The sequence below is a fragment of the Aquibacillus albus genome, assembly GCF_016908325.1.
In the GTDB taxonomy this organism is placed as follows: Bacteria; Bacillota; Bacilli; order Bacillales; family Amphibacillaceae; genus Aquibacillus_A; species Aquibacillus_A albus.
This window is the reverse complement of record NZ_JAFBDR010000001.1, coordinates 227993-254722: the sequence shown is the minus strand read 5'-3', so window position 1 is coordinate 254722 and position 26730 is coordinate 227993. Positions and strand designations below refer to the sequence as shown.

The following is a 26730-nucleotide window of genomic DNA, read 5'->3' as shown; positions in this document are numbered from 1 at the left end:
ACATGTGGTACTACGAGAAAAAACTTCAATATCCTGTAAAGGTGAGAGAGTGTAATCCAAGACTTGCTAAATATTTAATTGAACAATACGGTGGTGCAGATGGGGAACTATCTGCAGCACTACGTTATTTAAACCAGAGATACACTATCCCGGGAAAGGTAATTGGGTTATTAAATGATATTGGAACAGAGGAGTTTGCTCATTTAGAAATGATTGCAACAATGATCTATAAACTAACTAAGGATGCCACCCCTGAACAACTCAAAGAAGCGGGAATAGCTCCACATTATGTTAACCATGATAAGGCCTTATTTTATCACAATGCAGCAGGTAATCCATGGACTGCTGAATACATTCAAGCTAAGGGAGATCCAATTGCAGATATTTATGAAGATATAGCTGCAGAGGAAAAAGCCCGAGCAACTTATCAGTGGATTATCAACGTATCCGATGATCCGGAATTAAATGATTCCCTTCGATTTTTAAGAGAAAGGGAAATTGTTCACTCTCAAAGATTTAGAGAAGCTGCTGAAATTTTAAAGGAGGAAAAAGATAAAAAAATTATTTTTTGATCATCAAAAAATGTATTAAAAATGCAACGTAATATTTATAACAACGGAGCTAGTGATTACTATTGCTCCGTTGTTTTAAAAGGAATACTTAAACTCTGTCCAATTTTTACCGTTTTATCAGTTAATCCATTTGCTTCCATTATTATTTTTTCCCCTTGTTTGTTTCCATAATAAAACATAGCAATGGAGAACAAAGTATCTCCTTTTTTAACTACATGCGTTCGTACTTCATTCTTATTTGTTTGTTGTTTATTAGCTTCTTCATTGATGTTAACTTCTTCATCTTGGTTGGTTGATTCTTCAAGGGTTCTATTTTCATTTGAATTTGTTAAGGAATCTACTATTTTTTCTTCTTTACTTATTTGAATCGTATCCTTTACAGGGTGATCGTCATGCTGAAACTTGACTTGAACTAATTCACCTGCAGGATTCTGTTCCATACTTTGTTTTGCGGAAGACGTCTCCAGCAAATCCTTTCCCCAAACTTGGTATGTTAGTACTAAACCTACAATTAATAGAAATAATACAAATAACAATCGAACTAATGGAAAGCTAATTTTCCACTTCATTTTTGCCTTTTTCCCTGCATGTACTTGACTTCGTGGTGGTAAATCTAATATACCTAAGTCATCCTCTGCTTCAAGGGGACTATGATTATCATTATTTTTAGGCTTTTCCCTATTATTATTTATTTCATCCACCATATCTTGTAAGTTGGATGCTTGATTTTCAAAAGCTTTATCAGTCATATGAAAAAACCCCCTTACTATTTCCACGGATAAGTATAGCTAAACAGAAGTCAATGATAAAATGAGCAACTATTGGAACAAGCAAATTATTGGTGACTTCAAATAAATAACCTAACCAAAAACTTAACAATAAAACAACTATACAAAGAACTGGTTTAACCAAATACCTAACATGGACAATAGTAAATATCAAACTAGCAAATATATACCCGAATTCTGTTTGCAAAACTCCCCTAAACAGCATTTCTTCAGAAATGGATACAAAGAATGCAATGAAAAAAATTTCATGAATTTTTCGTTCACTAAAAATCTTTACATTTATTCCGCCATCATCATATAGTCGCTTAGGTAAAAATAAAAGGAAACAGATATCCATTAGTACAATAACGATTCCAGATAATACACCATAAATTAAAATTTGGTTTAGGTTCCACTGAATGATCAAAAACCAATCTGTCATAGAATCAAAAAGAAAAACACTTAGTAAAAGACTGATGAATAGTAATAATGATTGTGAAAAATATAATTGCTTTTTTAACTGATCACTAGACATCTGCTTTATAAGTTCTGCTTGTTTCAACATGTTTTTCTCCTTGTAAAAATAACTCTTTTAACTTTTCTTTCCAATCCAATGATTGAACATTTTTTTCTTTTAGAATTGGCTTCCATTCTAATATATTAAAGTCACATTTATCACAACAATAAAACTTTGGTTCATCTATATATTTTTGAAAGGATGAAAATAACCCTTTTCGTCTACAATTTTTTATAGTTACCCAATTTTCTAACTCGGCAAATTTTTCATACTTATACCTGTTGCGTAGAAGGATAAAACGGTTAATTTCATCTATGATGACCTCTACTTCTTTATTTCTCGACATAATTTTACTATCTATAATCATATCATGTTTTTCTAATTGATACCGTAAAAATCTCCATTGAATCTCAGTTAGTTGAAATAATTCAATGAGAAATTCTTCATTAATTATATTTCCTTGTTGACTATTTAAGTAATAACATAGTTCTTTTACTTGATCATGAGTTGGTAATTCCCTTTCAATAAGTAATTTAGACAGTTTATCATCGTTTGGCGCAGCTAATACTAAACTAACACTTGACTCACCATCCCTTCCAGCTCTCCCTACTTCTTGAATAAATGACTCCACTTGCGTAGGAAGATGAAAATGGATAATAAGTCTTACATCCTTTTTATTAATCCCCATGCCAAATGCACTCGTACAACAAATAATATCAAGTTGACCGTTCATGAATTGTTGTTGTACTAAGAGCCTTTCTGTCTGATCCATCCCACCATGATAAAAAGCAATACTTCGATTGGATAATCTAGACTCTAATATGCTTGAAACTCTTTCAGTCCAGTTCCTACTTGAAAAATAAACCATGGTAGGAACTGGATACTTTGCTAGAACTTTTACTAAAAAATCTATTTTTTTATCTATATTATCAAATGCTTCCACTGCAAAAGTAATATTGTTCCTATCCATCGAATGAATATGCTTTTTCATTGATTTACATTGAAGCTGGTTTAGAATGTCCGCTTGTACAGATGGTGTAGCAGTTGCTGTCAATGCTAAGACTGTTGGATTATTTAAAGCTTTTATGATGAAGTCAAGTTTTAAGTAGTCTGGTCTAAATTCATGTCCCCATTGTGAGATGCAATGTGCTTCATCAATAACAAACAAACCAATTTTTATAGTTGATAACAGCTTTACGAATCGTTTATTTTGTAGCATTTCTGGTGAAACATATATTAACTTATAAGAATCTATCTGTTTATAAGCGAGCTCTTTTTCAGAAAAACTTAAAAAGCTATTAATCGCTACAACATCTTTAAAGCCAGAGGCAATAAGTTGTTTGACTTGATCAACCATTAAAGAGATTAATGGAGATACTACAATAACTGAACCATCAATAATTCGAGCTGGTAATTGATAGCACAATGATTTACCTGACCCAGTTGGAAGTACACCTAATACATCCTTATTATTTAAAATATCTGAAATAATTTCTCTTTGACCAGTGCGAAAAGAAGAAAAACCAAAGTGTTTTTTTAACTCATCTTCCAGTAACATCAAACATTCTCCTCCTTTTTCGTACCACCGTTATGTTGTATAGCAGCTAGAGCAAGTCGAATTTTAAAGTAACTATATTTATGATCCAAGTAACCATTAATGTCTTTTAACCTTCTCGTTTGATACTTTTCCACAATATGAGTAATATCTCTTTCTTCCTCATCAGGTAAAAAGACTTGCGTATCGAAAAATGGGTCTACATATGCAATTTCAACGAGATGATCTTGAATGGTACTTTCTTTTAGTTTCCTAATCTTACAAATTTCATCAATTCCAAATCCTTGTTTTAATAATTGATATGTTTTTGTAGCTGAATCAGTAACAAACGATTCTTGCAATAAATCATCAAAAAATATAATCAAAAACTCACTATTTTGCTTCTTATAGATTAATTGATTTAACATCTTATGTATTATTAATACTAACATTAATTCAATGTCTTCATAGGATTGCTTGTATTTTTTTGCTAATTGCATTTTACTTAATCCAATCTTGTTAAAACCAGTTAACCGATCTACAAATACAGAAGCCTCCATTTGACTCATAGTAGAAAGAATAGCAAATAATTCGGAGTAAATACCATAGATCCATTTATCAATTTCATTTTGTTTGTTGTTAAATAATTTCTTTACCCATATTTGAACAGATTTATCATCTGAAATGGCAAGAAATGAATAATTATTTGAATGAACATTTGTAATTGTTTGAATGAATAATTGTAGTCGTGAATTAAAAATATTTGTGATTCTTTCGTAATTAAGACCACTAAACTGAGAGAGTTGTTCTTGATTTGAAATTTTCTTTAAGTAGCTAAACCCTCGTTCAGTTAAAATAACATAATTATTCTCTTCCACAATTATAAAGTCATTATTATTCAATTGATTGATACATTCCAGAAATTTAGATCTATTCAATGACTTCAATATGCCAAAGTAATTTTTTAAATGATAGATTCGAGCATCTTGCAATGTTTGAGAAGAGCGTTTACCAGTAAGCAAGTGATAAATAGCTGAAGCTGACCTTTCACCATTTAACTTATATATACAATCAAGAACAACATCCTTAAACACGAGTAATTCTCCTTTATTGAAAAGTGTGGAGTACATCTATAAAATAAACTAGTAACCACTATTTATTATTAAGGGGTAAAAGTATGGCAAAATTCACCATTGTAGATAAAGAAACTTGTATTGCATGCGGAGCATGTGGGGCTACAGCACCTGATATATTCGATTATGATGATGAAGGAATCGCCTATGTCAGGCTTGATAATAACAAAGGGACTGCAACAGTGCCAAGTGAACTAGAGGATGACCTATTGGATGCCTATGAAGAATGTCCAACAGAGTCGATTAAGATTTTTAATAAAGAATCTTAAAAAAATAACTATACATTATGTCCATTCGAACATCATGGAATATTATCTTAATTTTACCACGTACGTTTCACAAATTAAACTTTCTTTACGTAAGATTAGTAATAGACATTATGCGCCGGCGAATGCCTAGTTGCACTTATACTTAGTTCCTAAAAATTTCAACAACGTCGAATATTCTTCATAGCTAAAATTTTATACTTGCCTAACGTGTAAAATAAAAGGGTGTCGCAACAAAATAGTTAGCGACACCCTAATCTTATTGTCTAGGAAACTTATAAATAAATGAGCTTCCGATTACTCCAGTATCGCCTCCATAACCATTACCCTATAGCTAAGCTAAAGTTAGTGTAAATAAATTGGATTTGCCCCTACCGGTACAGGAAGCGGGTCCGTTAATCGATATGGACCAACTGTGTCTATTTGCATATCAAATCTGACTTCTGAATAGCCAAAACTTTTTGCAGTCAGTAAAATCGCTTCTAACATATTTAATGTTTCTTGATTATTACCAAAACTAACGGAATTCGAAAAACTAATCGTTACAAGTTGATTGCTTGATTCTACATTTAATTCAACTTCTGAAGGGATTGAAGCCTCCACATGAAACTCAGGCTCACTCAATTTCATTTCTTCCAAAGCTTCTTCTAACGTTTCAAATTCATTTGTTGATGTTGGCAATAAAAGCTCTGGTTTACTTTCATCTCGTTGAAAAATTTTATAACTTTGATTTTCTTGTTTTGTTAATGGTAACCTGTCTATATTTCCATACATACCAAAGCTGTCACGAGATTCATCTAAATTTAAAACTGCTTCGTCAATTTCATTTGGATGAAACATCACAGAAAGAATTCTCTCAAACATTCCTGCTAATGCGCTTCCTTCTTCCAATTCAAAATCATTAGGAATATCTAAATGGACTTCATTTTCTTCAGTTACGATATCAAAATTAATATCTTCAAAAGGATAAATAACGACATCAAATGCTTCTTCATCAATAAAATTACCTAATTGATTATAGTAATACTCAGGATCTGCCTCATTCGTACTAGTATCAACCAATTGCATCGGAATCGTATAGTGAATACTTGGATCCATTACAGCAACAGAAATAAAACTTACATTACTGTCCGGGTAAACCAGTTTACTTGAAGCTGCTTCTTCGATACCTTCCATAATCAAAGCTTCATTCTCTGCACTTTCCTCATTTTGGGATATAGATCCACTTTCGTCTGATTCTCTTTTATCCATTTGAGCATTAAAGGAGCTATCCGTACTTTCTTCTGTTGTATCTTGCACAGAATCATCACTATTTCTTTCAAAAGAAAATTGGTTATCTGATGGAAAGCTTTGATAAATTAATACACATAAAAAAACAACAACAACTGATCCAATAGAAGGGATTAACCAAGGAAACTTAGGTTTCTTCCTGGTGGTATCCTTTTTATTCATACTTGCAGAAACCTTTGAGAAAAGAGCATCTTTATCTTGATTGTCTTCGACTCGAGGCATTTTTCTTAGTAATTTTTCTACTTTATCCTCGTTTGATTTATTGGGACTCAATTTTCGTTTCCTCCCCTCTGTCACCTTCATTTAATAACTTTCTTAATGTTTTCATTGCTCGATGCTGTGTTGTTTTAACTTTACTAACTGTCCATCCTAAAGTTTCCGCTGTTTCTTGAATAGAGAATGATTGAATATACCTTAAGATAACAACACTTTTCTGGTCAATTGTACACTTATCTAAACAATGATAAATATGTCGAATTTCTTCGTTCATTACAGCAATTTCATCTGGCGTTGCGTGCTCATCTTTAATAAGATGGCCCTTTTCTCCCCAATCAAAAAAATCCATTATTTTCTTTCGTTTCCTCTGTTGTTTTCTGAAAAAGTCAATGGTAACGTGTCTAGCTATGGAGAAAAGCCATGTTTTCTCAGAGCTTTCACCTTTAAACGTGTGGTAGGAATTCAAAACTTTAATATAAACCTCTTGTACAATATCTTCTGCCTGTTGCCTATCTTTAACCATATAAAAAATAAATTGAAACAAGTCTTTATGATAACGGTCATAAAGGTCATCAAAAGCGGCCCTCATGAGCAAGACCCCCCGTTCATTTATATTTGTCGAATATGTATAAATAAAAGTTACACATGCATCACATTCCATTACAACTTTTTAAACTCTGCTAAAAAATCCACCCCCTTATATATTAATTGAAACAAATAAATGTATCTACATTTGAATAAAAAAATACCAACTAATTACAATTACCTTTAGTAATTGTATAAGGATAATAACTACAGTGCAAGATAGTTTTTCTTATAATCATTAGTTCTCTAGCTAAAAACGCATGGATTTTTTTATAATCCATGCGTTTCGTATACCTAATTTATTTGTTTTTTCACTTGCTATTTTAGTTGTGATTTCCAATGTATTTTTACAATTTCTCCACGGTATCGAAGTACTTATCATTTAGGTGTTGGTAATTTCGTATTCAACCATTTCTTCTTATATCTTTCAAAGATAATTGATAACACTGGAAATAGTATTATCATAAATAAACAATTTCCGATTGCATGATAAGTATCATACGGTAGCCCAGCTAAATAGTAAGGTATAAACTTTCCACTTACTATAAATGTTGCTAAAGATACGACAAACCCATATAAGTACCCACTTATTACCGAGAACATAACCAACAGGTAAAAAGAGTACTTATTTTGAACTAAACCGAGCACTCCACTGATTAAGCCAATAAATGTCCAAGCTATAATTTGCCATATCGTCCAAAACCCCATACCTAACAAAAGATTCGATAAATAAGTTGTAAGTACAGCTAATAGAACAGCTGATAAAGGACCTAGGAAAAAACCACAAATTATAATGATAGATGTGACGGGTTGTACGTTAGGTATTTGGCTAAAGGCTATTCTACCGATAACTGCTAAGGAAGCAAGAATTGCTAGTAATGTAAGTCTATATGTGTTCATTCCTATCATTCCATTGAACTTAAATCAAAGGTAACCGTATCCTCTGCCCCTAGTTCAAGCTCATTAGCACCTACTGATGCCATTTCACCATTTATTTCATATAGCCAGTACTTTCCAGCGTCAGCATCCTGACTTACACCTTCAATCGATGTAATAAATCCATCAGCCTCTTCAATTTCAAAATTTTCTTTCATGACATCCATTAAAATTGCACCTTCTTCAATCGATATCTCCTTCTCTGCAATAACTTCAGCACCATGGTCTTGAGATATAATGATAACAACCTCTTCTTCATTTTCTGTTTGTGCCGCTTGCTCTGTCTGGTCCTCGTCAATCGGCGTTGAGTCCTGTTGTGAACATCCAATAATAAAACCTAGTAATAAAATAAAAGATATACTACGTAACCAGCATTTTTTCATTTAAAAAAACCTCCAAATTTATATTTACTTTTCTATTCTGATGATGATATTTTTCATAAGTATTAAAAAAACTTATCCTGACCGGATAAGTTTTAAGACAGCACATTAGAAAAAGGCAATAATCTACCTTCATAATCTGACTATCCCAAAAGCTCTATCCTCGAAGCTTTGAAATATAGGAAATTGGTAGGTCTACTGACTTGTGCCTCATCCTACTTTGAGTCCTTCCCATACTTACAATACAGTGGTTATCTCATTTCGTACGCACCTACAGTTGCGAGGACAGTTCTGGCTTTTGACCAGATTCCCTTTTAAGCATTAAGCACCAACAACCTGTTTATTTAATTGTTAAAAACTGATTTCACCATGACAATCTTCCCCAGTAATACTATACTGGTTTGTTTCATAAGGAACAAGATGATTCAACATTTTTTAAGTTATTTCGATATTTTTTGGAATTCGAAAGATAAACGTCGTTCCGTCTCCTTGCTTACTTTGAACTGTAATCGTTCCTTGGTGTGCTTCAACTATATTTTTAGCAATTGCTAGTCCTAATCCTGTACCTGCTTTTCCTTCTGTTCTTTTTCTGGATTTATCTGCTTTATAAAAACGTTCAAAAACAAAGGGTAAATCCTCTTGCGGAATACCTAACCCATTGTCTTTTATTTCAAATTCAATAAATTGATCTTTATCATGAGTATTGACTATTACTTTACCGTCATGACTAGTATGATTGATAGCATTATCAATTAGGTTAATTAAAACTTGTTCAATACGATCAGCATCTATTCGGAGAATGTCAACATTACTATCAACATAGTGAACTAGCATAATATTTTTCTCCTCTGCCAACCCTTGAAATTTTCGAACAATTCGGTTAATAAACATATTTACCTGGACTTTTTCAAGGTTTAATGAAATCTGGCCAGCCTTCATTCGGGCTAAATCAAGGAGCTCATTAACTAGTCGACCAATCCTTAGCGATTCCTCATGTATAATTTTCGCGAGCTCATTTTTTTCTTCTGTACTTTCTGCAATATCATCTACAATTGCTTCGCTATAGCCTTGTAACATCGATATAGGTGTTCTTAACTCATGAGAAACGTTGGCTATAAAGTCTTCTCTAAGTTGATCTAACTTTCTATCTTCTGTCATATCTCTAAGCACTGCTACAACACCACGAACATAATCCTGATCGTACAATGGTGTCATAATAATTACCCAATTACGTCCTTGAATAAACACTTCTCTGGAGGTTTCTTTTTCCTTATCAATAACCTCTGTTAATAATTCTTTGAGTTCATCAGGTAAAATATTTTTAGAAAGATTATTTTCATAATTCCAATCTTCTAAAAATTTCTTAGCGGGTGGATTCGAGACAACAACTTCTGATTTACGATTTAGCGTGAGAACCCCATCAGCCATTGAGCTTAATATACTATAAAGTTGTTCTTTTTCCTGTCTAAGAGCATTAATATTGTACTTTAATTGCCTTCCCATTCGGTTAAATGCCATCGCCAATTCGCCAATTTCATCATGAGTCAATATTGGTACTTTTGTATTAAACTCACCTTTTGCAAGCTCAAATGCTCCCTCACGCATTTTAATAAGTGGTGAAGTAATTCTTGTTGATAAGAAAAATGCAAATACCGTTGTTAAAACAATTGCAACTCCAGCACTAAGCAGCACAATCTTAGTTGTTTGTTTTGAGGTTTCCTTTACAATGTTCAAAGATTGATACACAAATACTGCACCATTTTTTTCAGGAATTGCAGTTCCAACAATCATTACTTGATCATTGCTATTTGGTAAAGCTTTTTCCTGTTTTACTTCTAGCTTCCAGTTGATTACTTGAGACAAATCATTCTCCGTTAATAACCATTCCTCTGACACTTCAGGAAGTTGTGAATCACTACTCTCAGATATCCAAAAATCAAAATTATCATATAAGATAACAACTCGACTGGAGGGATCCTTCACTCTATTTGCAGTTTCTATAATTAACTCTACATCATCATACTGTTCTACCATTACCGAAACTTTCGTTGCAGTTTGCATTAAGTCTTCCTCTGCTTCCATAATATGAAAATTTTCAAAGAATTGAAGCAGTAAAAAAGTTAAGATAGCTAGTACGAAAGAAACGAGTAATAAAAACGTTAACCACAACTTTCCTACGACACTTCTTAAAATCATTAGTCATTCGCTACTTCAAATTTGTAGCCTACACCCCAAACCGTAACAACCATTTTTGCAGCATTTTTAGAAACTTTATTTAATTTTTCTCTTAATCGCTTTACATGTGTATCGACTGTTCTAAGATCACCGAAAAATTCATATTTCCAAACCTCTTTTAACAACTGTTCTCGATCAAAAACCTTGTCTGGAGATTTTGCAAGAAAATGAAGTAATTCATATTCCTTTGGTGTCAAACCAACCTCTATCCCATCTGCTAATACACGATGGGCATCATTATCAATAATCAGGTGTGGGAACTCCAACATGTCCTTCGTTGAATTTTCTTTACCAGCAAAATTGGAGGTACCTGACCTTCTAAGTAAAGCCTTAACTCTCAATACAACTTCTCGAGGACTAAACGGTTTGACAATATAATCATCTGTACCTACTTCAAAACCTTGAACACGATTCGACTCTTCGCCTTTTGCAGTCAGCATGATGACAGGTGTTGTTTTTTTCTCCCTTATTTCCTTACAAACCTCAACACCATCTTTTCCAGGCATCATAATATCTAATAATATACATTCATAGTGGTTTTCAAGAGCCATTTTAAGAGCAGTATCTCCATCTTCTGCTTCATCAATTTCGTAATCCTCTCTCTCTAAGTACATGCGAATTAGACGCCTGATACGTTCTTCATCATCAACAACTAAAATCCTAGCCTTTTGTTCCAAATCACTATCACCCCTTTAAAAATTATGCATAAGAATGAAGTCCAGCAATAATTAAGTTAACAGCTATTAAATTAAACATAATGATAACAAAACCAATAACCGCCAGCCATGCTGATTTTTCACCATGCCATCCTCGTGAGAGCCTTAAATGTAAAAAGGCTGCATAAAAGAACCATGTAATAAGTGCCCAAACCTCTTTTGGATCCCATCCCCAAAAACGATCCCATGCTTGTTGAGCCCATATCATTGCAAAAATTAATCCACCTAGTGTAAACACAGGAAAACCTATAGTTACAGCACGATAAGATATTTCATCAATTAAGTCTGAATTCGTACGATCTAATAACGGTTGAATTGCTGCTGCTATTCTTTTTCTCAAAATCATTCGCGCCAGAACATAAATCACTAACCCAGCAAGTAATGACCAAATTAATGTATTAAATTTACGAGCAGCATTCACTCCTTGCATCCAAGCTGGTGCTTGAAAGATTTCGTCCATTCTGTCTTCAGTAAGCAGTGTTCCGTCATTTGGGCCTGCGATAGGAGGTAAGTGGTAATCAACGGTTGTTACCTCATTGTTAAACGTAAATTCAAAGGTGGCTGAATAGTCCATAGCATTATAAACGGATACAACAATTACGAATCCTACTGTAGAAAAAATAGTATATATAATAACTTCTAGCCAAGTTGTTCGTTTACTAGATTTTGTTTGATCAATTTCTTTAATTAAGTAAATTAAACCTGCTGCAAAACTAACTGCCAAAATTGCTTCACCTAAAGATACGGTAGTGACGTGAATATATAACCAGTGACTCTTTAGTGAAGGAACTAGTGGTGAAATTTCTCTAGGAAACATACTACCATAAGCAATGATTAACAAAGCTACTGGTAGAGTAAAAAGTCCTAGAATATTTAAGCGGTAAATAAAATAGATGATAATAAATGCAAATACTAGCATCATCCCAAAAAAGGTTGTGAATTCGAACAAATTACTGACAGGTGCATGTCCAGAAGCAATCCAACGTGTTATAAAATAACCTGTTTGTGCTAGAAAGCCAATGATAGTAATAGAAATAGAAATTACATTTAATGTTTTACTCTTTTTATCTCCACGTTTATCTCGAATTGTCGCTGCAAAGAAAAAAGTAGCTAACAGATACATGATAAATGCTAAGTATAAAAAATTACTACTTAGCGATATTAAATCTTCCATCCTTCATCCTCCTAGGGACATTATTTTTCATTGTTATCTTGCTGATCTTTCACCATGGTTATATTTGTATTTTGGATCGCTTTTTCGATATCCTTCTTCAATCCAAACCAATTTTTATTTGTATGTGCTGCAATCCACCAACCGTTTTCTTTAGGATGAATCCATACTCTTCTATGATACCAATACATCCCTTGAACAACACCGATCATAAAGATGATACCGCCTAAGCCCAAGATTGGTAGTGTATAATCTCTTCTCACACTCAACCCGGTTACATCTCGAACATCAAACCCTTGTAAACCAATTTTATACTGGTTTTGCCCACTTGCGTCAATGTTTCTTCCTATCCCTGCGAAGCTTACTTCTGGTTCTTCTTGATTAGGTGGATAGACAAAAAACACAAATGCTGGATTTCTAGGATATTTTGTTTCAGATCTTGGCTCACCATCATCTAAATAATAATCAGGAAAATATTGATCTATTTTTACTCGAAATCCATTATCAAGTTCATATTCATATGCTGGATTAGTCAAGTCAACAGTAAAGCTTGCTAATGCTAATTCTTCCTCATCATTTACTTCATGTATTTTAAAAGACATCGATTCAAATTCGTTTAATTGATAGCTCGATTGATACAGTGCAAATCCATCAAACTTTATCGGGTGATTCACTTGAATGCTACCTTCTTTTAATACTTTTAAATCAGGTTCTGAACCAACCACTTCTGCGCCGTCATTTTTATAAATGATTGCGTCCGTTTGAAAGTTCTTTGCAACTGGTCCTTGCCTTTCTAATGCTTCTGCAAATCGTTGATCCTCTTCCGAGTCACCATAAGTTTCTAAAATAAAATCCTTATTCTCAATGAAATATTCACCATTTGTTTGAGGAATTGCTTTTGTTTCTCCTTCACGTACCCATACGAAATCATCAATATACATAAATGGAAGAAATCTTAATAATGCTCCGATTAAAAAGATAATTAAACCTACATGATTAACATATGGACCCCATCTAGAAAAGCGCCCCTTTTCAGCCATTAGGTGTCCATTTTCTTCTGTAATGTTATACCTTAGCTTCTTAAGAGAAGCCAATACCTTCGCTTTATCTTCTTCTGTAACAACTTCCGTTTTGCTGAAATATCGTTGTCTTTGTAAAAATGATTCATGCCTTCTAGCCCGTTGATTTTTTAAAGCACGATACAGTGGAACTACGCGATCAATACTAGCAATAACAATGGAGATACCAATTAATGCAAGCAGAGTCATGTACCACCACGAACTATACAAATTATGAAAGCCTAATTGATAATAAATTTGTCCTATTAGACCGTACTGATCTTTATAATGAACAGAAGGTTGTACATTTGGTGGAATATACATTTCCTGAGGCAGTATAGTTCCAACTGCAGAAGCAACCAAAGTAATAACAATTAACGTTACCCCAACCTTTACTGAGGAAAAAAAATTCCAAACTTTATCTACTATCGTTTTGTTGTAAGTTTGAGACCTTCTGGCTGTTCCATCATATCGCATGTTCAGTAAATTCGAATTTTCATTTCCGTCAATATGTTGGTTTTTGTCTATTGGCTTTCCGCATGACGCGCAGAGAACAGTTCCCTCTGGATTAATGTGACCACAAGCATCACATGTTACTTTATTCATAAAAACCCCCCACTACTATGTACACCTTGTCACTCATCTGGCTGGATCTGCTGCAAATATGATTCTAACCGATTTAATGTCAATGCTCCCTCAATTTTTTCGACTACTTTTCCTTCAGAATTAATAAAAAATGTCGTTGGCAATGGTCCAATATTATATGCATCCATTACTTGTCCATTATTGTCATGTAGAACTGGAAAAGATAATTCATACTTATCAATAAATCTATCAATTACTAGCTTTGTTGCATCAACACTAACTGCAACAATCTCGACACCTTTTTCACTATATTCGGGATACAACGACTCCATATAAGGCATTTCCTCTTCACACGGCTTACAATATGTAGCCCAAAAATTAAGCATGACTCCTTTTCCTTCTAGCCCTGATAATTCTAAAGTTTCTTCCTTACCATTCATTTGATGCAATACAAAATTAGGTGCTACATCACTTACACCAATTACTGCCTTATCTTTATTAAAATTAGATACTAAAGCAAAAATTAATGCACTAAACATAATGAATAAAAGGATGGAACGAAAGAGAAGTCTAATTTTTTTCTTTTGACTTTTGCGTACTCTAGCTTCTTCAATTTTACCCAATGGACCCTCACTCCTCTTTGCCCATTTTAACACTATAATAAAGCGATAATTATGACTATTATTTAACAATTTTAAACCGATTATTTTTTTCTATTTTTTTTGGCTTCCGCAATTAATTGCTTAACTTCTTTTGGCGTCAACTCACGATATTCACCCGGGTTAAGTCCTTGTAAGGTTAAAAAACCAAATTGCTCACGTTTTAATTTATCAACAGGAAATTCGATGTACTCCATCATTCTCCGGATTTGCCTATTTTTTCCTTGATGCAGGATTAATTGAATAATCGCAGTGTTTTTCCGATTATCTGTAGACAAAACCTTCACATGTTCTGCCTTTAATTTTTCTCCATCAACAACAATCCCCTTCTTTAATTGAAGCAGCTGATCCTTCGTAGGAATGCCTTTTATTTTCGCAACATAAACTTTGCTCATTTGATGTTTTGGATGCATTAATAAATTAGCAAATTCTCCATCATTTGTTAAAAGAAGGATACCGGACGTATCATAATCTAACCTTCCTACCGGAAAAATTCTCTCCTTTATCTCTGGAAGTAACTCTGTTACAACTTTTCGCCCTTTTTCATCCTTGACACTGGAAATTACGCCTCTGGGCTTGTACAACAGATAATAAACTGGCTGCTCCTTTTCCAATGGAATACCTTCAACCTCAACTTCATCATCTGGAGAAACCTTTGTACCTAATGTAGTGACAACTTTCCCATTGACTTTTACTTTACCATCCTCTATCAATTTCTCTGCTTTTCTTCTAGAAGCAACTCCACTTTGTGCAATTACCTTTTGTAACCTATCTTGATAATTATCCATTCTATCACCATACTTATATTTTTTATTAAAAACTTTCTTACATAACAAGAGCGTTAACATTTAGTTAACGCTTTAAACAGAAAAAACAATCGACACAATGACGATTGAGGCTATTATACCAATAAAATCTGCAATGAGTCCAACTTTTAGAGCATCTCCCATTTTTCTAATACCAACAGCCCCAAAGTAAACGGTTAAGATGTATAATGTCGTATCTGTACTACCTTGCATCGTAGAAGCCAGCCTTCCAATAAACGAATCTGGTCCATATGTTTTTATTAATTCTGTAGTCATTCCTAATGCTGCTGTCCCTGAAATTGGCCGGATAATGGATAGCGGAACAATTTCGGAGGGAACACCGACTATCGCTAAAAATGGTGAAATAAATTGAATCATTGCATCCATAGCTCCTGATCCTCTAAGGATGGCAATAGAAACCATCATTCCTAATAAAAAAGGAAGAAGGGAAACTGCCATTTTAATTCCTTCTTTTCCTCCTTCAACAAATAATTCGTACGTCGGCAATTTTTTCCAAGTTGCAACAAGCAATACAAACAATATAATACAGGGAATAATCCATGTGCTAATGGTGGTAATTATACTCATTTTTTGCTTTTACGCACCCTTCTGTAATAAAATAATCGGTCAACCATTATTGCACTAATTGTTGTAAATAGTGTTGCCAGTATTGTTGTTCCTACGATTTCTGTTGGGGCTACCGAATCATATTGCATTCTTATTGCAATAACAGTAGTTGGAATGATTGTTAAACTAGATGTATTAATGACCAAAAAAGTAATCATTGATCTACTTGCTTTATCAGAACCACTAATTTTTTTCATTTCTTCCATTGCTTTTATTCCCATTGGTGTTGCTGCATTACCTAATCCAAATATATTTGCAGTAAAGTTGGATAGAATATATCCCATTGCCGGGTGGTCCTTTGGAATTTCTGGAAATAATCTGGTTACTAACGGTTTAAATAACGATGTAAGCACCTTTAATAAGCCAGCTTTCTCCGCCACTCGCATTAACCCAAGCCAAAATACGAGTACACTAACCAACCCAATGGACAACGTAACAGCCTCATCTGCACCTTCGAACAATGCCTGATTAACATTCTCCATCGTCCCATTAAACATCGCATAAACGATACCAATGATAGCCATAAATGCCCATATTAAGTTTACCATTTCACAATACACCAACCATTTTATGGATTAAATAAAACACAGTTTCAATCATAGATCGCTTATCTTCTTTTAAATGATTACGATAAATTAAAGCCTCTGCGATATTTTTTTCATTTAATGTAAAGACCTTTTTTCCAATGATTTCTTTATCAGAATATGGTTCCAGTGTTGTAAAATAAGCAGTAGAATGTAATCGTTCTTTTTCAAGATCTGTTAAAGGCATAGTCACATTCTCTTTCACGTAACCTGTCTTAATTTCTCCAGTTTCAGTAAGACGATAGCTTTCCAATCCATTCTCCTGAATGTTGATCATATTATAATTTTCAAAACCCCATTCAAATAATCGCATATGATCCTTCCAATCATCTGGTGCGTTTAAAGTTACAACGATCAACTCCATTCCATCCTTTTCAGCAGTTGATACAAGTGTTCTTCCAGCTGCACGTGTAAAACCAGTTTTTCCCCCCGTTGAGTGATTATAATATTGAGTCAATAATTTGTTTTTATTACCCCAGGCATATTTTCTTGATTCAGCTTTATAAGAAGTAGAACTTGAAATTTCTTTAAAGATGTCATTTTCCATCGCATGTCTAGTTAATAAAGCCATATCATAAGCAGTTGAATAGTGTGTTACTGAATCTAATCCATGCGGGTTATCAAAATGTGAATGATCCATTCCTAACCAAGTAGCTTTTTCATTCATTAAAAAACTAAATCCTTCCAAACTCCCTCCAACATGTTCAGCTATTGCAACAGCTGCATCATTTCCTGAACGAAGCATAAGACCATATACTAAGTCCTTTAGTTTTATTTTTTCTCCTTCTTTAAGATAGATAGATGATCCTTCTGTATATGCCGCTTCTTTACTAACAGTGACCATTTCATCTAACTTTCCAGATTCAATAGCAATAATCGCTGTCATTATTTTTGTTATGCTTGCAATTAAACGCTTTTCGTTAGCAGATTTTTCATATAATACTCTACCAGTTGACTGTTCCATTAAAATAGCATTATGTGCAGAAACATTAGGCTTGGCCAACGCATTTTGTGGAATAAACAAAAATATTAAACTTATACTGGTCATTACTATAAGTAGTCGCTTCAAGTTGCTTCCTCCCAACCTTCCCTATGTCTTTACAATTTTATGCAAGAAGGACATGCATATGAATGAAAGAATAAAAAATTGATGGAGAAAAATAAAGATCAACCAAAACGAAATCCCCTATCTCGAATTGAGATAGGGGGATTCCGTTAATATAGCGTCCAAACCAATTTTTTTGCTTGATTATATCGATTTTGTACATCATTCCAATTAACGACTTTCCACCAATTATTAATATATTCTAGACGATTGTTTTTATACTGTAAGTAGTACGCATGTTCCCAAACATCTAGAACTAGCAATGGAGTAGTATCCCACAAGCTAAATAACTGATGTTTCTCTGCTGTTTGAATCCCTAACCTACCGGCTCTGGGTTCCCAGACCAATATCGCCCACCCTACACCTTCAGCAGACTCGGCTGCTTTCGTAAACAGTTGTTTGAAATTTTTAAACGATCCAAAATCTTTTTTTATTTGATTTAATAGTGAACCTGTAGGGGCTCCACCACCTTGAGGAGTCATATTATTCCAAAAAATAGTGTGAAGGTAATGTCCAGAACCATGAAAAGCTTGTTCTCTCATCCAATGCTTGATCATTGCTTTCTCTGGCTTATTAACATATAACTCTTTTTCTGCTTTATTCAAGCCATCAACATAGGATTGATGATGTTTTTTATGATGAAGTTCCATAATTTCTTTTGAAATATATGGCTCTAAAGCATCATAAGCATATGGCAGTGGTGGTAGCTCATGATTTCCTGGAGCAATAAAGTCTGCCGCCTGTCTCGGATTCTTCAAAACGTCTTTCCATTCTTCGGTAAGCTTTTCACTTTTATTTTGTATGTCATAAATAAACGAGTCAGTTACATCTTCATTCATTTCAAGCTTTTGTTGAATTGTTTCTTTTATTTCCCCTAATTGTTCATACCAGCTTTTAATACCTATGTGTTCTGTATTAACCTTTGCTAAACTTGCTTCAGCTTTTTCCGCCCATTTCAGTAGAGCAGCTAAATATTCTAACTTTTTATTATCCATGATATCACCTCAAAAATATGGTATGTAACCATTACTTTCAGGTGAATAAAAAAGCAATGAATAAATTCATTGCTAACTTTCCTTATTTACTTCAAGCTGCTCTTGAAATCTTTCAAAAAATAAATCAGCTTCTTGTTCCATATCCGATTCTAATACTTCGTCTGGTAATGGCGGTAATTCTTCAATTGACTTTAATCCAAAATAAGTAAGAAATTCCTTAGTAGTACCAAACATTATTGGACGTCCTACACCTTCTTTGCGACCTACTTCTTCAATTAACAATCGATTAAGAAGCGTTTGTACTGGACGATCACTTTTAACCCCTCGTATTTCTTCTATTTCCGTTCTAGTGATTGGTTGTTGATAGGCAATAATTGCTAACGTCTCTAAGGCAGCTTGAGATAATCGAGAGGATTGAGGAGTTTCCATTAATTTTTGATAATAAGAAGAATGTTCTGGCTTTGTAGTTAAGTGGAATATATCATGCGATTGCATAATAGTTATCCCTCTTTCAACATGATCATAATCATATCTTAATTCATTAATAATATGATCTACTGTTTTACCATCTACTTCTAGTAATTTCACCAATTGTCTTTTACTGATTCCTTCATCACCTGAAGCAAATAATAATCCTTCGGTTACAGCCTTTAATTCTGTTAGTTCCAATATCCACCCTCCATGTCATAGACCAGTAATTCCTCAAAATGATTTTCTTGTACGCAATATATCTCTCTACTCTTCATTAATTCTAAGATTGCAATAAAAGTCACAACAATGTGTGATCGAGAGGGAAAAGGAAATAGTTCAAAAAATTTGACACCTGTCTTCTTTTTCCTCACTTGAACTAAAACCTCCTCCATTCGTTGCTTAATCGGAATCTCTGAACGTTGGATCTTTGTCTCGATTGGTTGATTCCATTGCTTTCTTTGAAATACTTTTGACATAGCAGCAATCATATCATAAATAGACAACTCACCTTGAACAACTGTGGGCTTTTCATTAAATTCTTCAAAAGCTTTAGGAGGTCTTGTGTAAATTTGATTTGCATCTAATTCTTTTTCTTTTAATTGATAAGCTGCATCTTTATATTTTCGGTATTCAATTAATCTTCGCATTAATTCTTCTCTTGGATCTTCTTCATACTGTTCATCTTCAAGTTCTAGTTCTTGATTTGGTAATAATTGTTGGCTTTTAATTGCCAATAAGGTGGCCGCCATCACCAAATACTCACTAGCTATATTTAGTTCCAATTGTTGCATAGTACGAATATAAACCATGTATTGTTCTGTTATTTGAGCGACTGGGATGTCATAAATATCTATTTCATACTGGTTTATCAGATGCAACAATAAATCTAGTGGCCCTTCAAAAGCGTCAAGCTTCACTTGGTAGGTAGAATGCATATATTACCTTCCTTTTGAACAATTCTGTTTTCATATTCTTGATACGAACGAAATAAAATAAGTTAAAAATAAACAGCAGCCCATACAAGAAAAAATTTTTTTCATATAGTATTAATGTAAATGAAATATATTGGTATTAAAGGAGGAATATGTGTCATGGGTGCATACTATGGCGGCGGATTCGCGTTGATAGTAGTGTTGTTTATTCTTCTAATTATAGTAGGTGCAGCTTGGATGTAAAACGATAGAAACAAATTTTTAATTAGCCTTTGCTACCTTTATAGCAAAGGCCCTTGTTATGTCAACAATAGTAAATTTTTAGCACAATGTAATTATAAAGCTGTGTTAAAATTTGATTTAACTTTTTGAATCATCATGTATAATTTAAATCTTGTCAAAGCCATACTAAATATCAACACTTTCTTTTAACAGACCCAATTATAAATGGAAGAATCATAGAAAAAGGCTGACTCTTATAGACATTAGGTGTTTAGGAATGTTAGACAAGACGACATTTTTATATAATGATCTGTTTAACATAGCCTCTAGAAGAGTCAACCTACATTTGTTTCTATTCACATTTGTCTAAAAAATTTTTGGTGTTCTCATTTGAACAAACCTGATATTTATCTTTGTACAGTTCTTTTACTGCGTGAACCATCTTTGTTCCAATTCCCATATTTCTATGCGATGGATTTACCGTAATGTGTTGGATAGTGATTGTATCATCTTCTAATTGTAATCCGATTGCACCAAGGATATCTTCTTCCTTCCACAAAAACAGAAACCAATTAGGATTTGTTTCATATTCCTTAATGGTATGTTGTAGTTTTTTTACATCTTTTTCCTCAGGCATAAAAGATAATAAGCCCATCGCAATTTTTTCAAACGTTTTTTTATACCGAATCAACATATTTAATCCCTCATTAAAAAAATAACTTACCAACTAAAGAGAATAGTATTTATATTTGAAGCAACCTGTATTTGCATACTTCATTTTACACTTCAGCAACAGATGGTTTACTAGTGTTAACCTATTTATGACCTATTTTATTATATTTGTCAAATATTTAAAAATTTAAAACTATATCTTATTATTTTTATATGATACTACTTTTCGCCAAAAATGTCATGACCAATCTGCACAATTTATAAAATTTGGTTCTACTAATTAATTGAAAATGAAGAAAAGCGAGTCATCAGACTCACTTTTCTTCTACTCTCACCGATTTCATAACATCACCCTGTTTAATGCGAAGAACCGTATCCATCCCTTCCATAACTTGACCAAATACAGTGTGAACACCATCTAAATGGGGCTGAGGTTCATGAACGATAAAAAATTGGCTTCCTCCAGTATCCTTGCCTGCATGTGCCATTGATAATGATCCAGCAACATGTTTATGCGGATTTCCTTCCGTTTCACATTTTATTGTATAACCCGGTCCACCAGCTCCAGTTCCGTCAGGACAGCCACCTTGTGCTACAAATCCTGGAATGACACGGTGGAAATTCAAACCGTTGTAGAAACCCTTGTTCGCTAAATCTTCAAAGTTTGCAACGGTATTCGGTGCTGCATCCTCAAACATTTCAACAATTACCTTTTCACCATTTTCAAATTCAATTGTTGCTTGTTTCATTTAATCGTCTCCTTTTTATTCATAAGATAAATCGTACCTAGCCACCTCTTGATATGCTTCTCTTTTTATAACTAACTTATCTTTACCATTCTCAACAAAGACAACTGCCGCCTTTGGAAAGCGATTATAATGACTGGACATCGAATAACCATATGCTCCTGTACTAAACATTGCTAATAAATCACCATGATTAACTGTAGGTAACTCCAAGTCCCAAATTAACATATCACCTGATTCACAACACTTCCCTGCAACAGAAACATTCTCGGCAACAGGTTGACCTGCTTTATTAGCGATTATAGCATCATATTTTGCTTGGTATAATGCTGGCCGAATATTATCTGTCATACCGCCATCAACGGAAATATATTTGCGAACACCTGGAATTTCTTTTTTTGAACCAATTGTATATAGTGTAATTCCTGTATTTCCAACAATAGATCGTCCAGGTTCAATCCATATCTCAGGCATGTCCATCCCTAATTGATCTACTTGTTGTTGAATTTCAGCTACTAATGCCTCTACATAACCAGATAAAGGAAGTGGATCATCCTCTTCGGTATAACGAATACCAAACCCACCACCTAAATTTAAAACGGTAGGAGAGTAATGATGTTCTTGCTTCCATTTACTAATTGTTTCAAATAATCTTTTTGTTGCCATTACAAATCCTTCAGTTTCAAATATCTGAGACCCAATATGACAATGCAATCCTTTAACATGAATATTTTTCTGTTGATTTAATAGTAAAAATGCTTTTTCTGCTTGTCCGTTTGATAAATCAAAACCAAACTTGGAGTCCTCATTTCCGGTTAAAATATAATCATGCGTGTGTGCTTCAATTCCTGGTGTCACTCTAATTAAAACGTCCATTGATGTTTGATTTTGTTCTAAAATTTCACTAAGTAATTCAATTTCAAAAAAGTTATCAACAACGATACAGCCAACGTTATTCTTTACAGCCATTTCCAACTCATCATAACTTTTGTTATTTCCATGTAAATGAATTTTATCAACTGGAAAATCAGCCTGAAGTGCAGTATAAAGTTCTCCTTGTGATACTACATCCAAACTTAAGTTTTCTTGTTTAGCTACCTGTAACATGGCAATTGACGAAAAAGCCTTACTTGCATATGCTACTTGTGCTTTAACACCCAATTCTTTAAATGTATTTACAAATGCTCTCGCGTTATTACGAATTGCGTTTACATCATATACAAATAGAGGTGTACCGTATTTCTTTGCTAAATAGGTGGTATCTACACCATCTATCGTTAAATGGCCTTTTTCATTTATATTAAATGGATTCATCGAAACACCTCCATCCCTTTCTATTACATAAATATACCAAATGAAAATCCCTTATCACCATAACGCTATGATGGAGACAAGGGATTCTATTTGAATAGATAAAATTAATTTACCATATTCACTAGGTCTATTCAACTATTAGTTTAATTTTGTTTTATGTCGTTATGTGGATGGACAATTTTTGGACGTTCCTTCGTTAATGGAACAGAAACACGGAATAATATCTGCATAAACGCCTTTGCATTAAACGGTAAAAATGGCCATAAATAAGGGGTGTTTAATGATCTAGTCGTTGCAAGCCATAGGATGTATGCTGTAAATCCTAGAACTAAACCCTTTACCCCAAAGATAGACGTTATAATAACTAAGATAACACGACTAATTTTATTTGCTACACTTAATTCATAACTTGGCGTGGCAAACGATCCAATTGCACTAATAGCTACATACAAAATAACCTCTGGGCTAAATAAACCAACATCTATCGCTATTTGGCCAATCAGTACTGCTGCAATAAGACCCATAGCCGTTGAAAGAGGAGTTGGTGTATGAATGGCAGCCATCCGCAAGAATTCAATTCCAATATCAGCCAAAATAATCTGCAACACAATGGGTATGTTACCTTCTTCATTCGGTCCAATAAATTGTAAACCCTCCGGTAATAACGTTGGGTCCTTTACCATGAGTAACCAAAGAGGTAATAAGAAAACAGATACCAAGATCCCAATAAGTCGCACCCATCGAACGAACGTGCCCACTGCTGGTGACTGTCTATATTCCTCAGCGTGTTGGACATGATGAAAATAAGTAGTTGGTGTAATAATCATACTTGGAGATGTATCAACCATAATAATGACATGCCCTTCAAATAAATGGCTTGATGCCACGTCTGGCCTTTCTGTATATCTGACCAGAGGAAATGGATTAAAGCCCTGCTTCACAAGAAATTCCTCTATCGTTTTATCCGCCATTGATATACCATCAATTTCTATATTTTCCAATTCTTCTTTTATAAGCTTAACCAAGCCTGGATCGGCAACATCATGAATATACGAAATACAGATATCCGTTTTTGAACGTTCACCTACCTTAATCATCTCATGACGTAAGCGTTCGTCCCTTATTCTTCTTCTTGATAATCCTGTATTTTGAATAATATTTTCTGTAAATCCATCCCTTGAACCTCGTACAACCTTCTCCGTATCTGGTTCTTGCGGACTTCTTCCAGGATAGTTACGAACATCTACAACAAAGGCTTCGCTCTCACCGTCGATAAACAATACGATCAACCCTGATAGCAATTGATCAACAGCCTCGTCCATCGCGGTCACTTTATCAACTTGTTGATGAACTAATCGGTTTTCAATTGTTTCGAATGCTTTATCAATATTTGTTTCATTATCATTAATAGCAATTAGAGTTTGTAATATTTCAACAATCACTTTAGTATCATTTAATCCAGTTAAATAAAATAAGTCTACTTTCTTCTTTAGAATTTTCAATTCACGAAAGCCAATATCAAAGGATGTACCAACACCCACATATTCTTTAAAATATTCTTCATTTTTTTCAATGTTTGATGAGATGGGGAATTTCTCTCGTTGTTCTCTCATTTTAATCCACCTCTTTCCAAAATAATTTCAATTGCTTTTCTCGTAATGGGAGACCCTTTGCTTATATCATCTTTTCCTTGCATTTTTCCAATGTCACCAATTGCAATCACTAATGGAAGGTCTAGACGATCTAACAAATATACTGTGTCACCACTCATCCTTCCAACTTCCGGTATTAAAACACCTTCTTTATCAACACCATTAGGTATTAACTCCCCGTTAGAATCAATGGCGAAGGTAAACCTGGACCACTCCATATTGCATGTATGTGCAGCCACCGCAACTGCTCCAATTATTTCAATTTGTGGGTCATCTGCCAATGCAAGGAGTATTTTTTCTCCATACCCTACACCTAACACACCTGCATCATCAATCATTACATATATGGGCTGTTCCGTTGCGTCAAAAATTGCTTGTTTTACTTCTTCCGGTGAAACTTTAGAAGGATTATCTGCTAAATAAGAAAGACAAGTACCCCCTAGTTCATTTGCTAAAAAATCAAGAGTTTTTCGCGCATACTCATCCCCGTCAGTTATAATAATAACTTTCTTCATTTCAGCCATAATAAATCTATCCTTTCACAAGAAAAAGATGAATATCAAAATTTTTAAAGTACAAAGTAAAGCCATTGAAAAAGTGATCCAAATATTTTGCCAAATACTATTGCCATTAATAACCATATAATGTGGTTCTCTATTCCAATTCTTTTTGCTAACAAAGGAAAGACATTTAGAACTTCGGTTAATGCTGCTGCCAACATTCCGATAAATATACCGTGAAATCCTCCCCATAAAAACACCAACATCGTTGATCCTCTAATTGATATATCTGTAAAGGATAGATATACTCCTAATAAAGCTCCTAAAATAACAGCCGCTTGATACTTGTTTACATATTTAATTGATTTACTTAATTGGACCAACCGAGGAATTATACCTAATACCGTAAGAAAAGCCACAAACCCAGTACCTACAACAAGACCAGAAGCGAAACCAACAAAAACCTCAGCAAGTCTATTTATTATCATTTTTTTGGTTGTTCATCGAATTCTCATAATGAGAAACATAACTATCCAGGTCTTGTTGATACTTAAATAATTCAATTTCAAGTGGACTAGGCTCTTCATTAAATCTTTTTTTAAATAAATGATTAAAAAACAGTATCATTCCTATACCCAGCCCTAAAGAATATGGTATTTGCATCCATAGTGGATAATTTGTTTCCTCACCCGTTAATAAATAATGTAATTTTATTTGTACTCCTCTCATACTCACATCGTAATGAAAGTTCATGATGGCCATAGCTGAACCAATAAAAAGTAATAACCAAATAATCGATACCATAAATAATGATGGAATACGGTTTTGCCTCTCTACTTGAACAATGGTTTGATTTGGACCAAATTGCTGGATTTCAATCGATGGAAATTTTTTAACTAATTGTTCTACAACTATAAATCCGTCGATTACTGAAACACTTTGATCAGAGTCTGTGATTTTATATATAAAAGTTTCATTTATTTCTTGTTTGAGGTTTGTATTTCCAGATAAAAAAGCTATGTCCTTTAATCGAATAACACTATTTTTCTTTACTGTTATATGTTTTTTTAATCTTAAATAAATAATTCCCCCCATATAAATTTCCTCCTTTACGGAAATCATTGTGTTTTTTTAGTATGGAACAGATTTATGTATCTCATTCACTTCACCCTTAGAAAAATCATTATTGTCCTTATAAGAACAACAAAAGCTTCATTCTTTAAGGCTCTTTTCGTAATCTTCGTTTTTTTACTACACAATTGACACATAATGCGCAATAACCCTTGAATGGATTTGCTTTAATACACTCTTTTTGAATCGGGTGCAATAATCGCTTCGGCAGAATACTTCGCTTTCCGCGGGCACGGCCTCAGCCTCCTCAGAAGCACAGAACGCTTCTTGCGGGGTCTTCGGACACGTGCTGTTCCCGCAGGAGTCTACGTATTCTGCCTACGCTGATATTGAAAATTTCTCAATATAAACGA

At 33.9% G+C, this 26730-nt stretch carries 30 protein-coding genes and 1 riboswitch; of the genes, 3 read left to right on the top strand and 27 right to left on the bottom strand.

Features of this window, described 5'->3' with window-relative positions:
• Nucleotides 1-2 precede the first annotated feature (2 nt).
• Nucleotides 3-572, top strand: a complete 570-nt coding sequence (locus JOC48_RS01375; RefSeq protein WP_204497244.1) for a manganese catalase family protein — start codon at nt 3-5, stop codon at nt 570-572.
• A 59-nt stretch (nt 573-631) separates the two neighbouring features.
• Here the strand turns inward: JOC48_RS01375 and JOC48_RS01370 are convergent, their stop codons facing one another.
• Genes JOC48_RS01370 through JOC48_RS01355 form a run of 4 tightly spaced genes read right to left on the bottom strand, consistent with a single transcriptional unit; the run spans nt 632 to nt 4484 of the window.
• On the bottom strand, nt 632-1321 hold the full coding sequence (locus tag JOC48_RS01370) for a LysM peptidoglycan-binding domain-containing protein (RefSeq protein ID WP_204497243.1): 690 nt from the start codon (nt 1319-1321) through the stop codon (nt 632-634).
• Nucleotides 1314-1904: a CPBP family intramembrane glutamic endopeptidase gene (locus tag JOC48_RS01365; RefSeq protein WP_204497242.1), complete on the bottom strand. Its 591-nt coding sequence runs from the start codon at nt 1902-1904 to the stop codon at nt 1314-1316. The genes JOC48_RS01370 and JOC48_RS01365 overlap by 8 nt, the downstream gene beginning before the upstream one ends.
• On the bottom strand, nt 1867-3414 hold the full coding sequence (locus JOC48_RS01360; RefSeq protein WP_204497399.1) for a RecQ family ATP-dependent DNA helicase: 1548 nt from the start codon (nt 3412-3414) through the stop codon (nt 1867-1869). Before JOC48_RS01360 ends, JOC48_RS01365 begins: the two co-directional genes overlap by 38 nt.
• On the bottom strand, nt 3414-4484 hold the full coding sequence (locus JOC48_RS01355) for a helix-turn-helix domain-containing protein (RefSeq protein ID WP_204497241.1): 1071 nt from the start codon (nt 4482-4484) through the stop codon (nt 3414-3416). Before JOC48_RS01355 ends, JOC48_RS01360 begins: the two co-directional genes overlap by 1 nt.
• Nucleotides 4485-4567: 83 nt before the next feature.
• Here JOC48_RS01355 and JOC48_RS01350 point away from each other — a divergent pair, with 83 nt between their 5' ends.
• On the top strand, nt 4568-4792 hold the full coding sequence (locus JOC48_RS01350) for a ferredoxin (RefSeq protein ID WP_204497240.1): 225 nt from the start codon (nt 4568-4570) through the stop codon (nt 4790-4792).
• 342 nt (nt 4793-5134) lie between these two features.
• Here the strand turns inward: JOC48_RS01350 and JOC48_RS01345 are convergent, their stop codons facing one another.
• From JOC48_RS01345 to JOC48_RS01270, 16 genes are all read right to left on the bottom strand, one after another.
• Nucleotides 5135-6352: a GerMN domain-containing protein gene (locus JOC48_RS01345; RefSeq protein ID WP_204497239.1), complete on the bottom strand. Its 1218-nt coding sequence runs from the start codon at nt 6350-6352 to the stop codon at nt 5135-5137.
• Nucleotides 6339-6884 carry an RNA polymerase sigma factor SigX gene (sigX, locus tag JOC48_RS01340; RefSeq protein WP_204497238.1) on the bottom strand — a complete coding sequence of 182 codons (546 nt, stop codon included), beginning with the start codon at nt 6882-6884 and terminating at the stop codon, nt 6339-6341. Before sigX ends, JOC48_RS01345 begins: the two co-directional genes overlap by 14 nt.
• Before the next feature lie 374 nt (nt 6885-7258).
• A complete protein-coding gene (locus JOC48_RS01335) occupies nt 7259-7780 on the bottom strand; it encodes an ECF transporter S component (protein ID WP_204497237.1) in 522 nt (173 codons plus the stop codon).
• A 5-nt stretch (nt 7781-7785) separates the two neighbouring features.
• Nucleotides 7786-8199, bottom strand: coding sequence for a DUF4430 domain-containing protein (locus tag JOC48_RS01330; RefSeq protein ID WP_204497236.1), 414 nt, complete (start codon nt 8197-8199; stop codon nt 7786-7788).
• Between the two features lie 168 nt (nt 8200-8367).
• Nucleotides 8368-8544: riboswitch (cobalamin riboswitch) on the bottom strand.
• 87 nt (nt 8545-8631) lie between these two features.
• Nucleotides 8632-10392, bottom strand: a complete 1761-nt coding sequence (locus tag JOC48_RS01325; RefSeq protein WP_204497235.1) for an ATP-binding protein — start codon at nt 10390-10392, stop codon at nt 8632-8634.
• On the bottom strand, nt 10392-11108 hold the full coding sequence (locus JOC48_RS01320; RefSeq protein WP_204497234.1) for a response regulator transcription factor: 717 nt from the start codon (nt 11106-11108) through the stop codon (nt 10392-10394). The genes JOC48_RS01325 and JOC48_RS01320 overlap by 1 nt, the downstream gene beginning before the upstream one ends.
• A gap of 22 nt (nt 11109-11130) precedes the next feature.
• Nucleotides 11131-12321, bottom strand: coding sequence for a c-type cytochrome biogenesis protein CcsB (ccsB, locus tag JOC48_RS01315; protein WP_204497233.1), 1191 nt, complete (start codon nt 12319-12321; stop codon nt 11131-11133).
• A 20-nt stretch (nt 12322-12341) separates the two neighbouring features.
• Nucleotides 12342-13982 (bottom strand): cytochrome c biogenesis protein ResB, encoded by a 1641-nt coding sequence (gene resB / locus JOC48_RS01310; protein WP_204497232.1) that lies wholly within the window; start codon nt 13980-13982, stop codon nt 12342-12344.
• Between the two features lie 29 nt (nt 13983-14011).
• Complete coding sequence (resA, locus tag JOC48_RS01305) at nt 14012-14584, bottom strand: thiol-disulfide oxidoreductase ResA (protein ID WP_204497231.1); 573 nt, start codon at nt 14582-14584, stop codon at nt 14012-14014.
• An 80-nt stretch (nt 14585-14664) separates the two neighbouring features.
• Nucleotides 14665-15408, bottom strand: a complete 744-nt coding sequence (locus JOC48_RS01300; protein ID WP_204497230.1) for a pseudouridine synthase — start codon at nt 15406-15408, stop codon at nt 14665-14667.
• A 72-nt stretch (nt 15409-15480) separates the two neighbouring features.
• Nucleotides 15481-16014, bottom strand: coding sequence for a spore maturation protein (locus tag JOC48_RS01295; RefSeq protein WP_204497229.1), 534 nt, complete (start codon nt 16012-16014; stop codon nt 15481-15483).
• Nucleotides 16011-16601 carry a nucleoside recognition domain-containing protein gene (locus tag JOC48_RS01290; RefSeq protein ID WP_204497228.1) on the bottom strand — a complete coding sequence of 197 codons (591 nt, stop codon included), beginning with the start codon at nt 16599-16601 and terminating at the stop codon, nt 16011-16013. The genes JOC48_RS01295 and JOC48_RS01290 overlap by 4 nt, the downstream gene beginning before the upstream one ends.
• A gap of 1 nt (nt 16602) precedes the next feature.
• Nucleotides 16603-17685: a D-alanyl-D-alanine carboxypeptidase family protein gene (locus tag JOC48_RS01285; RefSeq protein ID WP_204497398.1), complete on the bottom strand. Its 1083-nt coding sequence runs from the start codon at nt 17683-17685 to the stop codon at nt 16603-16605.
• Nucleotides 17686-17852: 167 nt separating this feature from the next.
• Nucleotides 17853-18737 (bottom strand): superoxide dismutase, encoded by an 885-nt coding sequence (locus JOC48_RS01280; protein WP_204497227.1) that lies wholly within the window; start codon nt 18735-18737, stop codon nt 17853-17855.
• 72 nt (nt 18738-18809) lie between these two features.
• The gene (gene scpB, locus JOC48_RS01275) at nt 18810-19406 is read right to left on the bottom strand and encodes an SMC-Scp complex subunit ScpB (protein WP_204497226.1); all 597 of its coding nucleotides are present in this window, start codon (nt 19404-19406) and stop codon (nt 18810-18812) included.
• On the bottom strand, nt 19397-20143 hold the full coding sequence (locus JOC48_RS01270; RefSeq protein WP_204497225.1) for a segregation/condensation protein A: 747 nt from the start codon (nt 20141-20143) through the stop codon (nt 19397-19399). Before JOC48_RS01270 ends, scpB begins: the two co-directional genes overlap by 10 nt.
• Before the next feature lie 156 nt (nt 20144-20299).
• On the opposite strand from JOC48_RS01270, the gene JOC48_RS01265 reads away from it, so the two are divergent.
• Nucleotides 20300-20383, top strand: coding sequence for a YjcZ family sporulation protein (locus tag JOC48_RS01265; RefSeq protein ID WP_204497397.1), 84 nt, complete (start codon nt 20300-20302; stop codon nt 20381-20383).
• A 331-nt stretch (nt 20384-20714) separates the two neighbouring features.
• Here JOC48_RS01265 and JOC48_RS01260 read toward each other — a convergent pair whose 3' ends face one another.
• The 7 genes from JOC48_RS01260 to JOC48_RS01230 form a co-directional block, all read right to left on the bottom strand.
• Nucleotides 20715-21056, bottom strand: a complete 342-nt coding sequence (locus JOC48_RS01260; protein ID WP_204497224.1) for a GNAT family N-acetyltransferase — start codon at nt 21054-21056, stop codon at nt 20715-20717.
• A gap of 292 nt (nt 21057-21348) precedes the next feature.
• Nucleotides 21349-21783 (bottom strand): peptidylprolyl isomerase, encoded by a 435-nt coding sequence (locus tag JOC48_RS01255; protein ID WP_204497223.1) that lies wholly within the window; start codon nt 21781-21783, stop codon nt 21349-21351.
• A 15-nt stretch (nt 21784-21798) separates the two neighbouring features.
• A complete protein-coding gene (gene lysA, locus JOC48_RS01250; protein ID WP_204497222.1) occupies nt 21799-23094 on the bottom strand; it encodes a diaminopimelate decarboxylase in 1296 nt (431 codons plus the stop codon).
• Nucleotides 23095-23237: 143 nt separating this feature from the next.
• Complete coding sequence (locus JOC48_RS01245) at nt 23238-24707, bottom strand: spore germination protein (protein ID WP_204497221.1); 1470 nt, start codon at nt 24705-24707, stop codon at nt 23238-23240.
• Complete coding sequence (gene spoVAEA / locus JOC48_RS01240) at nt 24704-25270, bottom strand: stage V sporulation protein SpoVABEA (RefSeq protein ID WP_204497220.1); 567 nt, start codon at nt 25268-25270, stop codon at nt 24704-24706. The genes JOC48_RS01245 and spoVAEA overlap by 4 nt, the downstream gene beginning before the upstream one ends.
• A gap of 44 nt (nt 25271-25314) precedes the next feature.
• Nucleotides 25315-25734: a stage V sporulation protein AB gene (locus JOC48_RS01235; RefSeq protein ID WP_204497219.1), complete on the bottom strand. Its 420-nt coding sequence runs from the start codon at nt 25732-25734 to the stop codon at nt 25315-25317.
• A complete protein-coding gene (locus tag JOC48_RS01230; protein ID WP_204497218.1) occupies nt 25721-26341 on the bottom strand; it encodes a stage V sporulation protein AA in 621 nt (206 codons plus the stop codon). Before JOC48_RS01230 ends, JOC48_RS01235 begins: the two co-directional genes overlap by 14 nt.
• Between the last annotated feature and the right edge of the window lie 389 nt (nt 26342-26730).